Below are 13,615 nucleotides of genomic sequence, written 5' to 3'. Positions count from 1 at the left end.
ATTAAAATATTTCATTTATTGATATCAAAAACATAAATTAGCGAAATAAATAACGAAAAATCATTTTTTATCTATAAAAATCTGAAAAATGAACACAAAAAAAGTCGTAGTAATCGGAAATGGAATGGTTAGCCATAAGTTTTGCGAAAAATTAACAACAAAAAGCAGAAATTTTAAGTTAATAGTATTCGGTGAGGAACCAATTCGGGCTTATGACCGCGTACATCTCACTGATTATTTCGGAAATAAGACATTAGATGATTTATTTTTGTCAAAAAATGAGTGGTACGAAGAAAATAATATCGATTTATACCTTAATGACCCTATTGTACACATTGATGTTGAAAAAAAATGTATCCATTCAAAAAAAGACATCCAGATAGATTACGATTACCTCATCCTCGCTACTGGATCGGCTGCTTTTGTCCCCCCAATTCCCGGCGTCGACAAAGAAGGGGTATTTTTATATCGCACGATCGAAGACCTTGACCAAATTAAAGCATATGCCTCGACCGCAAATAAAGGCACGGTCATTGGCGGTGGATTATTAGGCTTGGAAGCTGCAAAAGCACTCGTAGATCTTGGCATCAAAGAATCAGCAGTCGTGGAATTTGCTCCACGGCTAATGCCCAGACAAATTGACGATATGGCCAGTAGCATATTACAAAACAAGTTACAGGCACTTGGATTGACCTGCTTCCTGCAAAAATCCACAACCCAAATATTAGGTGAAAATAAAATAACAGGGCTTGCATTCGCTGATGGCTCTCAATTGGACAGCGATATCTTGATCATATCGGCAGGCATAAAACCTCGTGATGAGTTAGCAAAAGCTGCGGGACTAGCTATTGGACCTCGCGGAGGAATCGTAGTCGATGAGAACATGCGTACGTCCGACCCTCACACCTTCGCTATCGGTGAATGCGCCCTTTATAACGAGATGATATATGGCTTGGTTGCCCCTGGATACGAAATGGCGGAGGTCGCTGCAACAACCATTTCTGGCGAACAGAAGCTTTTCGCTGGCTTCGACATGAGCACAAAGCTAAAATTAATGGGTGTCGATGTGGCTAGTTTTGGAGATCCATTTATCACAGAGCCTCACGCCCGGACCATTCTTCTGGAAGACAAAAACAAAGGTATTTACAAACGGCTCAATATCAGTCCGGATGGCAAAAGGCTATTAGGTGGTATTTTGGTAGGTGAAGCAGCGAGTTACAATATGTTATTACAAACTGTAAATAACAATATGCCGCTACCCGAACACCCCGAAACACTCCTTTTAGGAGAACAAAGTGAAAGTAAACCCGCCGGCACAGGACTGGAAACTTTGCCCGACACAGCGCTGATCTGTAGCTGCGAAGGCATTACAAAGGCTCAAATATGTGATGCGGTTACGCAGCAAGGGTGTGAGCATGCCGATGATATCAAGAAATGTACGAAAGCTGGTTCTGGTTGTGGTGGTTGTGTCCCTATGATCAAAGACCTGGTAGCATATACGATGAAGAAACAGGGCAAATATATCCGCAACACTATATGTGAACATTTCAACTTCAGTCGACAAGAACTATTTGATCTCATCAAGATTCATGATCTAAGAACCTACGACAGCGTGCTGGACAATCTTGGAACAGGACATGGTTGTGAAGTCTGCAAACCACTGGTCTCTTCTCTGCTGGCAAGTCTTTGGAACGAGATGATACTAGGAAAGGGAAATGATGTGGCTCAAGACAGCAATGACCGCTTTTTAGCCAATATACAACGGGGAGGAACCTATTCTGTTGTACCCCGCATACCGGGTGGCGAAATCACGCCAGAAAAACTGATCACTATCGGAGAAATTGCTAAGAAATATGGGCTTTACACCAAAATAACCGGCGGACAACGCATCGATATGTTTGGGGCTCACCTCAATGACCTTCCTTTTATATGGGAAGAGTTAATTGCCGCTGGTTTCGAAAGTGGACATGCCTACGGAAAAGCTTTACGCACGGTAAAAAGCTGTGTAGGAAGTACGTGGTGTCGTTTTGGTCTTCACGATAGTGTATCCTTTGCTATTCAGATCGAAGAACGATATCGTGGGATCCGATCTCCCCACAAATTGAAATCCGCCGTCAGCGGTTGTATCCGGGAATGTGCCGAAGCCCAAAGCAAGGACTTTGGAATTATAGCGACGGAAAAAGGCTGGAATTTGTATGTATGCGGCAACGGTGGCAGCAAACCGCAACATGCACATCTCCTGGTGAGTGATATCGATAGCGAAACTTGTATACGCTATCTAGATCGGTTCCTCATGTTTTATATACACACTGCCGATCCATTGACACGTACGGCCACCTGGTTAAATAAAATGGAGGGAGGCGTAGATTATCTTCGAAATGTTGTCGTGGAAGACAGTCTTGGAATGGCGGAAACCTGGGAAAAAGAGATGCAGGCATTAGTAGACGCCTATCAATGTGAATGGAAAGTTGCGGTTAATAACCCTGATATACGCAAACGCTTTGTTCATTTTGTGAATGCACCTTCCGAAAAAGATGAAACGGTAAAATTCGAAGAAATGCGCGGACAAAAGAAAGCGGCCGACTGGAATGCCCCAATAATATATTAATCAAACAAATACGAAACTTTAACACAATATCATTATGGAAATGTTAACAACCACTTCATGGAAATTAGCTTGTCGCGTAGAAGACACCATTGAGAATGGAGGCATCTGTTTAAAACTAGAGGATCAGCAGGTTGCGCTGTTCTATTTCAAGCGCCGTAATGAATGGTACGCCACACAGAATGAATGCCCCCATAAAAAACAAATGATCCTTAGTCGCGGTATGATTGGATCAATAGGAGATAAACCCAAAATCGCCTGCCCTTTTCATAAGAAAACATTCGCACTGGACACAGGCGAATGTCTCTCTGGGGATGAATGCGCTATCAAGACCTATCCGGTAAAAGTGGAAGACGGATTTGTATATATTGCATTACAAAACTAATATAGGATAACGTCAACCCTTTGCCATATGAAGACAAGCCACACTTTTTGCATGATAGTGCTCCTATTGTCAACGGTAGCCGTACAGGCTCAGCAAAAAAAAATTAGCACGCGAGTTTTTGACGGTATTATCGTAGCGGGTTATACGGATAATGGCGCATATATTAACTGTACCGGACCTGGCGTGAAATATATCGCCCCGAAATGGAATCTCATGTTAGGGTTATTACCATCTATCAAAATTAAAGAAGACACTTCCGATGTAAAGAATGCTATGTTTACTCCTGCTTTAGGCTTTGGCGCTACCTTAACCATTTTTAAGCATCTGACACTGCAAATCCCGACATTCTATACACCAAAGACGAATACCAACAATGGAAGGTGGACTTTAGGCGCCGGTTTGGGATATAAGATATAATAGAATGAGAGATATAAGCCATAAAATTAGCACCTTACGCACCGCATCAGCTAACGCCGTTATATATATCACGGAATCCACGGCTATAAAGATTAAACACGATCAATTGCCAAAAGGAAACCTGTTTGATGTTGCTCGCGCAGCAGCATTCTTAGGGGCAAAGGCCACCCCGCAGTTACTTCCCCACTGCCATCCGGTCAATATTGACGCGATGCAGGTCGATTTCGACTACATCTATCCGAGCTCCCATCCAGATTTTTTTACCGAACCGCAGCTGAATGCCGGGATATTGATTACGGTAGCTGCCAAGTCGATAGGTCGTACCGGCATAGAGATGGAGGCGCTCACCGCCGTATCTATAGCAGCGCTAGAACTTTATGATATGTTGAAACCTGTCGACGATCAATTGGAAATCGGTCACATCCGTTTAGCGAATAAAACAGGTGGTAAATCGGATCATAATCGCTTTTTAGCACCCCTTGCCAGCTGCGCTGTTTTGGTCTGTTCAGATGCTACCGCCAGCGGACAGCGACAGGATAACAGTGGCCGAAAAATCGAAGAAATGTTGCTGACTACCGGGGCACAAGTAACGGATTATCAAATAGTTGCGGACGATAAACTACTCATCCAACAAGCAATCAAAACTTGGGTTGACCGAGACATACCGTTTATTTTTACGACCGGTGGAACCGGATTGGGGCCACGAGATGTAACCGTGGAAGCTGTTTCCGAATTAATAGACAAAAGGGCAGATGGCATTGCCGAAGCTATGCGCGGACACGGGCAGCAGCGGACGCCATTGGCTATGATGAGTCGTTCTGTTGTGGGCACAATCGGCAATTCACTTGTCGTCACGTTACCCGGAAGTACCAACGGTGTAAAAGAGTGTTTAGAGGCTATTTTGCCAGCCTTATTTCACGCTCGGAAAATGATGATGGGAGGAGGACATTGATATGCTGACCTATCTGGAAGCCCGGGACAAGATTCGAAGCGTGGCGGAGCAGCTTCCCACAGAAAGCATCCCTCTCGCCCAAGCATTAAATCGCATACTGGCCCATCCCATCTTCGCAGATAGAGATTATCCTCCATTCCATCGTGCAGCGATGGATGGAATAGCCATATGCATCGATGACTGGAATAACGGCATCCGGGAATTTCGTATTCGGACAACAATTTTTGCCGGTATGGAAACACCTATAACTATTGCAACCGGCGAATGCTATAAGATCATGACCGGCGCCGCTTGCCCTGTTCCCGCAGACACCATTATCAGGAAAGAGGACCTTACCTTTACACCAAATGGTACGGCTCTTATTCGCTGTGAATCTATCTCGCGTGGGCAACACCTTGCACAACGAGGCGAAGACCTACAGAAAAACGAACTGGCCGTTACCGCGCCCCGGGTTTGTGATATCTCGCTGATCGGAACATTAGCCGCTTTGGGCGTCCACCAAGCACCCGTTTATAACATGCCCACAGTAGGGATTGTCACAACCGGCAATGAAGTGGTCGATATTGATCAGCAACCAGAACACTTTCAAATTCGCAACAGTAATCAATATCTATTGCGCGCGCTTTGCGAACAATGGCAATTGCCCATTCGGTCTTGTCAGCATGTGTCTGATGAACCCAAAGCGTTATCAGCGGCCCTGAAACAAGCCATGGAGCAGCAACTCATCCTGATTAACGGCGGTGTTTCTGCTGGCGATGCCGATCATGTGCCCCAGATTTTACGAGAACTGGGCGTAGAGATACTATTTCATAAAGTCTCCATTAAGCCCGGCAAACCGCTTTTGGTCGGATTCTTACCAGAGGGCAAGATCCTATTTGCGTTACCCGGAAATCCCTTATCCTGTTTCATGACCTTCAAACTATTTGTAGAGGAGTATCTCCACGGATGTCTGGGGTTTACGAACGAACGCTTCCAAACGTCGACATTAACGATTCCCAGATTTAAGAAATCTTCGCTCGATGAGTTTTTTCCTGTTTTTCGGCGTGCTGGGGAATATGGATACACCTGGAAGCCTCACCATGGCTCCGGAGATATAACAGCCACTGTCGGATGCGATGGTATCGGCTGGCATGTCCATAACAAACACGTAATTGCAGAAAACGACAGCATACCGGTACTCTCTTTACATCCTATTTTTTATCTCATTTAAAACATACTAACGATGCAACAGAACCAATCTCCCCTTTCAAAGCTCAACATCTTTTCATTCAAAGGCGTTCAAATGCGTACATTCCATATCACTTGGATAACGTTCTTTTTCTGTTTCTTCGGATGGTTTGGTGTCGCGCCTTTGATGCCCATGATCCGCGATCAGCTGAATTTGACCAAAAGCGAGGTCGGTAATATCATTATAGCGTCCGTCTCCGCCACCATTATTGCCCGTTTATTGATCGGGAAGTTGTGCGACACACTGGGACCACGCCTTACCTATACCATTTTATTAGTTGTAGGGGCTATTCCGATTATGTTGATCGGCCTCAGTAACAGCTATGCTTCTTTTTTGCTATTTAGATTCTGTATAGGAATTGTTGGAGCTTCTTTCGTCATCACCCAATTCCATACATCCATGATGTTTGCGCCCAATATTGTCGGCACCGCCAATGCGGTAACCGGTGGATGGGGAAACCTCGGCGGTGGCGTTACCAATTTGGTTATGCCGTTAATTGCTGCGGGTTTTGCTGCGATGGGCTTTGTTAGCGAAGCAGATTCCTGGAGGCTCGCCATGGTTGTTCCCGGCGTCATCCTGCTCATCATGGCTTTTATTTACTATCGATACACAACCGATACGCCTTCCGGCAATTTCAGCGATTTGCAGAAAACAGCTGCATCTACCCATCAGAAGAAAAGCAAGGGATCACTTGTAGAAGCATTACAGGACTATCGCGTATGGGTATTGACACTCGCTTATGCCGCCTGCTTCGGCATCGAGATTACCGTAGATAATGTAGCAGCCATATTTTTTATAGATCGTTTTGGCACGAGTATCATTGTAGCGGGGGCTATGGCCGGTATATTCGGCGGCATGAATATTTTTGCCCGTGCACTGGGAGGTATCGTAAGTGACAAAGTCGGCAAGCGATTCGGGCTAAAAGGAAAAGGGACATTGTTAGGACTGCTTTTGGTTTTGGAAGGTTTGGGTATCGCGTTGTTTGCGGCTTCGGGTACGTTGGTTTTTGCCGTTATTTCCATGTTGATCTTCGCCTTGTTTCTAAAGATGGCCAATGGCTGTACCTACGGTATCGTCCCTTTTATCAACAAAGATAATATTGGTGTCGTCAGCGGTATAGTAGGTGCCGGTGGAAACATTGGCGCCATGTTGGTTGGCTTTCTGTTCAAATCCGAAAACCTGACCTATGCCGATGCCTTCCAATATATCGGCGCGGGGGTCGTGTTCATCGGTTTATTAGTCACGCTGACTAAATTCCAGCCAAAGCCAGCAGTCAAGAATAGTATAGAGACAGGAAAGCTCGACTTTCAACAGTAAAATAGGAATTGATTTGCCTTTTGTCAGACATGAAAGAAACAGAAGTAACAAGTACCTGTTGTTATTGCGGTGTCGGATGCGGTGTGAAAATTCAGCTAGACAAACACAACACGGTGACGGTAATAGGTGACGAAGAACATCCAGTTAATCGGGGGAAATTATGCAGCAAGGGCATGAATCTGCAGTATACGGTCAACGATAAGTCCGACCGCCTACTTTATCCACAAATGCGATATCATCGCAATATGCCGATGCAACGGGTCAGCTGGGAAGATGCACTCACCCGTACAGCAGCTGTATTCCGTACGATGATAGATAAATACGGTCCGGATGCGGTAGCCTTTTACGCATCCGGTCAATGCCTCACGGAAGAATATTACGTCATCAACAAACTGATAAAAGGTTTTATAGGCAGCAACAACATAGACACCAATTCACGCCTATGCATGAGTAGTGCCGTTGCAGCCTACAAAATGGTGCTTGGGGAGGACTCTGTGCCTATATGCTACGATGACATTGAACTCTCCGACTGCTTTTTGGTGGAAGGAGCCAACCCCGCTTGGTGCCATCCCATTCTCTGGCGTCGGGTAGAAGCTCACAAAGCAAATCATCCAGACACAAAAATCATTGTGGTTGATCCCCGAAAAACGGATTCAGCAGCTATTGCCGATCTACACCTACAGATCCAACCGGGTACAGATATGGTTTTGAATTATGCTATTGGCAGGATGCTAATTGAGCAGGATGCTATTGACAACCATTTTATAGCGCACCATACAGAGGGGTTTGAAGATTACAAAGCACGGGTATTTGAGCGCACCGTGACTGAAGCGGCGCATATCTGCCGAATACCTGAATATGAAATCCGTCAAGCCGCAACCTATATCAGCGAGTCGAAAACACTATTGACCATGTGGACAATGGGCCTTAACCAGAGTGTGAAAGGTGTGGATAAAAATCTGTCTCTCATTAATCTAAACTTGATTACCGGAAAAATCGGCAAACCAGGCTCAGGGCCTTTCTCGTTGACGGGCCAACCAAATGCGATGGGAGGCCGGGAGGTCGGCGGTCTGGCCAATTTGCTGCCCGCACATCGTGATCTAAAAAACGAGGCGCACCGGCAGGAAGTGGCTGATTTTTGGGGAGGAACCACGCTATCCGACAAACCGGGGCTTACAGCTACCGAAATGTTTGAGGCATTGGCCGACGGCAAGCTGAAAGCCGTCTGGATATTATGTACCAATCCCTTGACAAGCCTACCCGATACGCGAACAGTAGAACAGGCCTTGGAAAAGGCTAAATTTGTCGTGGTGCAGGAGATCAGTAACAAGCCCCAAACCTTAGCTTATGCCGATGTCATTTTGCCCGCAGCTGCTTGGGCAGAAAAAGAAGGAACGATGACTAATTCCGAACGCCGGATCAGTCATTTGCACAAAATCATCGACCCGCCGGGCGAAGCACTTCCTGACGCCGAAATTATCTGTCGTTTTGCCAAAAAAATGGGATTTGCAGGTTTTGAGTATCCAAACACCGAAGCCATATACAAAGAACATACGCGACTCACAGCCAGAACAAATCTGCATATCGAAGGTCTGGATTATACGAAGATTGACAAGCATAAAACCATTCAATGGCCCTATAATAAACGGCGAAAAACAGGAACAACGCGTTTATTTACCGACCATGACTTCTATACGCCGTCCCGGAAAGCCATTATCCACAGTCCGGATACGGATCTCCATAGCGAGTTACCAGATACGGCCTTTCCCTTTATTCTGACCACCGGACGCATACGCGACCAATGGCATACCATGTCCAAGACGGGCAAAGTCAGTAAGCTGAAACAGCATATCAGCGAATCTCAACTCGAAATCCATCGCGAGGATGCAGAACGGCTCGGCGTAACGGAGGGACAACTGGTCGAAATCACCTCACGTCGCGGTAATGTACGCGTCAAGGCCAGCCTCAGCACCAGCATAAAACCGGGATGTGTCTTTTTACCCATGCACTGGGGAAAGCTCGGTGATACGGACTTACATCGGGCAAATAACCTCACCAACCCGCTGCTCGATCCCATTTCAAAAGAACCCGATTTCAAATTCTGCGCCGTGCAAGTCGTTCCTTACGAAAAGCCCTTTGAGCACATCGTTATTGTCGGTGCCGGGGCCGGGGCTTTCGGTTTTGTAAAAGCTTTTCGGGAAATCAACACCACCGACGAGATAACGGTAATCAGCAATGAAAACCTACCCTTTTACAACCGGGTCATGCTACCACATTATGTAAGCGGCGACCAACAATGGGAGGAGCTCGTCAAAATGCGGGATGAGGAAGAAAAAAATGTCTACCATATCAACCATATCAGAGGCGTTACCGTGACCCGTATCGATCGCGAGCATAAATACGTTGAAGATTCAAGAGGAATAAAAACACCTTATGACACCTTGATTCTCGGCACCGGCAGTCGATCGGCCATGCCCAAGGATATTCCATCGTTACCGGGGATATTCAGCATCAGACATCGGTCGGATGCTGATAATCTCCGTAAATTCCTCCGCAAGAATGCTTCTGTCGTCATTATCGGGGGCGGATTGCTGGGCTTGGAGATGGCGGCGAGTTTGCGGGAGATGGACGTACAGGTTACGGTTGTCCAGCGTGTTTCGCGCTTTTTGAATCGGCAATTGGATGTACTCGGCAGTCAACTGCTCCATGAAGAGATGATTGACCAAGGCTGCGATGTCTTTTATAACGATGAGGTGCAGCTCTATTACGGCAGAAACAAAGTCAATAAGGTGGAATTGAAGAGTGGCCGACAGATCAAATGCGATGCTGTTATCGTTGCTATCGGCACGACGCCTAACATTGAGCTCGCAAAAGCCGCCGGATTGCACTGTCAGCGTGGTGTGGTGGTAAACAATAGATTACAAACCAGTGATCCCGCTATCTACGCTATCGGTGAAATTGCCGAATTTGAAGGGATCTTGTACGGTTTTTCGGCTGCTGCCGAACAGCAAAGTGCTGTGGTGGCCCGTTATCATAACGGCGACATCGGCAGTATATATCCAGGTTCTGTCTTTATGAACATCATCAAAATACAGGGCTTCGATCTTTGTAGTATTGGCGTAGTCGACTGTCTAAACGAGGAATATGAAGAGATCGTATTTATTGACAAGGCAAAGCGCTATTATAAAAAATGTATTATTCATCAAGATCGCTTAGTAGGTGCTGTACTTATTGGTGATAAGAATGAATTTCTAGAATTCAAAGACCTGATCACCAACAAAACAGAACTCAGTGAAAAACGTCTGCAGCTTTTACGCAGCGGCAGTGCAAAAGAACCGGTTATCGGTAAGTTGATTTGCAGCTGTAGCCAAATTGGAGAGGGGAATCTGTCTAAGCTCATCCAATCCGGATGCACAGAGCTGAAAACATTATGCGAAACCAGTGGTGCCGGAACAGGATGCGGTTCATGTCGTCCGCAGGTGATGGCAATTTTGGATAATTTTTTAGCAGAAAAAGAAGAAATGGAGGTCACGAATGGCTAAGCAGATACAACAGGAATGGAAACGCGTGAAAATCAATCTACCTGGAGGTTATGTATCGGTGGGTGATTTCAAGGCTATACTGGAAGCAGCTCATGCAACAGGGGTTAAAACCGTGAAGATCGGCACACGCCAACAACTGCTTTTTTCAGCCACTCCAACACAAATGGAAGATATCGAATATCAGCTCTTTAATCAAGAACTGCTGTATGAAGTAAATGAAAATCACTATCCAAATATCGTGAGTTCTTATGTGGCCGATGGTCTTTACAATCAGCCACATTGGCTGAGAGAGGGAATTTATAAAGATATTTTAGCGTCCTTTGAATATACGCCCAAACTAAAGATCAACATTGTAGATGCGAATCAGTCGTTTGTATCTTATTATACCGGTAATTTGAATTTTGTTTCCTCCGGAGTAGGCAATTATTGGCATGTCTATATCCGATGGCCCAAAACAAATCAAGTAAGAAGCTGGTCATCAATCATTTATTCCATGGATATTGCCGCCATCAGCAAGGAACTGGAAAGCGCCATAATGGATAACAAAGATATAGCAGAAGACGACATTACTCCTGTATGTGCGGATCTGGAATTAAAAATTAAAGCGTCGGGTGCATTTCATTTTCAACAAGTCCAAGAACCGTTAACAGAATCGGATTTCCGTCTTCCCTATTATGAAGGTTTTAACCAATATGACGATAAATATTGGCTAGGCATTTATCGGCCAGACGAGTGTTACACCGTTTCCTTTTTGCTGGACGTTTGCAACGTTTGCCAAACATCTCGGGTAGGTCAGATATATACGACGCCCTGGCGGTCACTCATTATTAAAGACATCCGACAACAAGATCGTAAAGAATGGGATATCATTCTCGACAAACACCGTATTAACTTGCGCCACGCCTCCAACGAACTAAACTGGCAAATCGAAGACTGGTGCGAACCAGCACTAAAGTTGAAGCGTTCCATCGTCAGGTATTTTGATCGCTGGAATATTCGAACTTACCGACTTTGTTTTGGCATTAAGATTGGATCAAACAGTGGCATCTGGGGTTCGATTATCATCAAACAGATTAACGATGGCAACAGTGAACCTTACTTCGATGTTTTCCACACGCAAGATTTCAAGGCCAACTCTTATAACCTTGTTCTCTTTAAACAACGCGTAACAGAGAAATCGTTACCCGCGACGCTAAAAACACTTTGTGATTGCTTTTATGATGCCACATTACAAAACAGCAATCCGGAACCTGAACATCATCCCTCCGATTTACCGGAGTTTTCGCATAGTGCCCCGCAGCAATCCTTATTCCGCTGCCCACATTGCCTCAGTATTTATGATCCCGCTTATGGGGATGTATTAGCATCAATAGAACCAGGTATCGCCTTCGACGATCTACCTGCAGATTATACCTGTGGTCTATGCGGTTCTCCCAAAAGAGAATTTATAGCATTTGATCACATCAACACCACACCTTTAAAGCACTGACATGGAACTCTATTATATCGCATTCGTCCTATTTGTTGTTGGCTTCTTGTATGCCTCTGTTGGGCACGGAGGTGCCAGCGGTTACATTGCTGTCTTTTCTATTTTTTCCATCCCGGTAGCGCAATACAAGCCGCTTATTCTCATGCTCAATATGCTCGTTGCCAGCACAGGATTCATCCAGTTTCGGCGTGCCGGATACTTCAGATGGTCTACCTGCTGGCCATTTTTGATCACCTCTATTCCAACGGCATTCCTGGGTGCCCGATATGCCCTTGAAGGGAAAGTCTATTTTATACTACTTGGACTTGCCTTGATATTGCCTATCATCCGGCTGCTGGGCATAACGCCCAAAGAGCACCCAGAACGCAAAACGGTAAATATAACGCTGGCATTATTCATAGGCGCCATTATCGGCCTCCTATCGGGTATGCTCCATATCGGTGGCGGTATCTTTTTAAGCCCGTTGCTTATTTTATTGGGCTGGGCCAATGCCAAGGAGGCTGCCGCTACCTCCGCCATTTTTATAACGTTAAATTCTTTCAGCGGTCTGTTAGGTAATACTACCCCGATATACATCGATACATCCTTCGCCATCTGGTTTTGTGCGGCAGCTGCCGGGGGATTTACGGGCGCATATTTTGGTAGTGCACGTTTTCCTATGGCAACCGTACGCTCGTTGCTGAGCGCAGTGCTCCTGATCGCTTGTTGTAAACTATTATTTTTCATCTAATGTGCAAATTGACAGACCATATCGGAAGATCATTCAAAGTCCTGCGCGTGAGCCTGCTTGATAAATGCAACTTTGCGTGCACCTATTGTGTATATGAAGATGGACTCACCGCAGCCATACAAAAACCCGTTGTGTTGTCCAGCGATGAGCTCGTCGATCTCATAGGTCGTTTGCACGATGTATTACATCTACAGACGATTCGTTTAACAGGCGGTGAGCCACTTCTCTACCCCGATCTTCCCAAATTAGTAACGGGTATTCGACAATTGGGTATCCATGATATTAAGATGACGACAAACGGTTTCTTGCTGGCGAAAAAAGTTTCTTCTCTCCAAGAAGCCGGTCTTCGGTCTGTCAATGTCTCGCTGGATGCATTATCCGAAAGTTCTTTCTATAGGGTAACAAAACGGGCGGGGCTAAAACAGGTAATCGAAGGAATAATAGCCGCGCAAAAGATGGGATTGGAGGTAAAAATTAATACGGTGGTTATGGCCGGTGAAAACGATCAGGAGATTCTACCTTTACTAGATTTTGCCTTTAGGCATGGCATTAAAATACGCTTTTTGGAATTGATGGGCATGGGTCATCTATTTGGTGATACAGACAGCAAGTTTTTCTCGAGGCAAGCCCTGCTGGAAAGAATAAGTAGTGTCTATACGATCGACGAACAGGCAAAGAAATACGGAGACACCGCAACGTACTGGAACACCGCTTGCGGTTATAGCTTCGGAATCATTGCCAATGACAGCCATCCTTTTTGTGCCGACTGCAATCGTCTGCGATTAGATGCTCAAGGAAATATTTATGGCTGTTTAAGTAGTAATACGCCCATACCTCTTCGGGAGGTCAGCAGTCAGAAAGGATTAGAAGCGGGTTTATACGCTGCACTCGGGCAAAAACAAATGCAGTTTTCCGGAAGCGAAATGAGCATGTTAACAATTGGAGGATAA

At 45.4% G+C, this 13,615-nt stretch carries 10 protein-coding genes; all 10 read left to right on the top strand.

Annotation, left to right across the window (positions count from 1 at the left end; genetic code table 11):
- Positions 1-88 precede the first annotated feature (88 nt).
- The 10 genes from nirB to moaA are packed head-to-tail and all read left to right on the top strand — an operon-like array spanning position 89 to position 13,615.
- Positions 89-2,608 (top strand): nitrite reductase large subunit NirB, encoded by a 2,520-nt coding sequence (gene nirB, locus C5749_RS10780; RefSeq protein ID WP_105725918.1) that lies wholly within the window; start codon positions 89-91, stop codon positions 2,606-2,608.
- A 34-nt stretch (positions 2,609-2,642) separates the two neighbouring features.
- Positions 2,643-2,990, top strand: a complete 348-nt coding sequence (gene nirD, locus C5749_RS10775; protein WP_245893721.1) for a nitrite reductase small subunit NirD — start codon at positions 2,643-2,645, stop codon at positions 2,988-2,990.
- 27 nt (positions 2,991-3,017) lie between these two features.
- Complete coding sequence (locus C5749_RS10770; protein WP_245893720.1) at positions 3,018-3,407, top strand: hypothetical protein; 390 nt, start codon at positions 3,018-3,020, stop codon at positions 3,405-3,407.
- A 4-nt stretch (positions 3,408-3,411) separates the two neighbouring features.
- Entirely contained in the window at positions 3,412-4,359 is a 948-nt protein-coding gene (gene moaCB / locus C5749_RS10765) for a bifunctional molybdenum cofactor biosynthesis protein MoaC/MoaB (RefSeq protein ID WP_105725916.1), read from the top strand.
- A 1-nt stretch (position 4,360) separates the two neighbouring features.
- On the top strand, positions 4,361-5,569 hold the full coding sequence (locus C5749_RS10760; RefSeq protein ID WP_105725914.1) for a molybdopterin molybdotransferase MoeA: 1,209 nt from the start codon (positions 4,361-4,363) through the stop codon (positions 5,567-5,569).
- A gap of 12 nt (positions 5,570-5,581) precedes the next feature.
- Entirely contained in the window at positions 5,582-6,904 is a 1,323-nt protein-coding gene (locus tag C5749_RS10755) for an MFS transporter (RefSeq protein WP_105725912.1), read from the top strand.
- Positions 6,905-6,933: 29 nt separating this feature from the next.
- Positions 6,934-10,446 carry a nitrate reductase gene (locus tag C5749_RS10750; RefSeq protein ID WP_105725910.1) on the top strand — a complete coding sequence of 1,171 codons (3,513 nt, stop codon included), beginning with the start codon at positions 6,934-6,936 and terminating at the stop codon, positions 10,444-10,446.
- The gene (locus C5749_RS10745; protein WP_105725908.1) at positions 10,439-11,935 is read left to right on the top strand and encodes a rubredoxin; all 1,497 of its coding nucleotides are present in this window, start codon (positions 10,439-10,441) and stop codon (positions 11,933-11,935) included. Before C5749_RS10750 ends, C5749_RS10745 begins: the two co-directional genes overlap by 8 nt.
- A gap of 1 nt (position 11,936) precedes the next feature.
- Entirely contained in the window at positions 11,937-12,665 is a 729-nt protein-coding gene (locus C5749_RS10740) for a sulfite exporter TauE/SafE family protein (protein ID WP_105725906.1), read from the top strand.
- Entirely contained in the window at positions 12,665-13,615 is a 951-nt protein-coding gene (gene moaA / locus C5749_RS10735) for a GTP 3',8-cyclase MoaA (RefSeq protein ID WP_105725904.1), read from the top strand. Before C5749_RS10740 ends, moaA begins: the two co-directional genes overlap by 1 nt.

The organism is Sphingobacterium gobiense, from assembly GCF_002980575.1.
Lineage (GTDB): Bacteria > Bacteroidota > Bacteroidia > Sphingobacteriales > Sphingobacteriaceae > Sphingobacterium > Sphingobacterium gobiense.
This window is presented reverse-complemented; position numbering and strand designations above follow the sequence as displayed.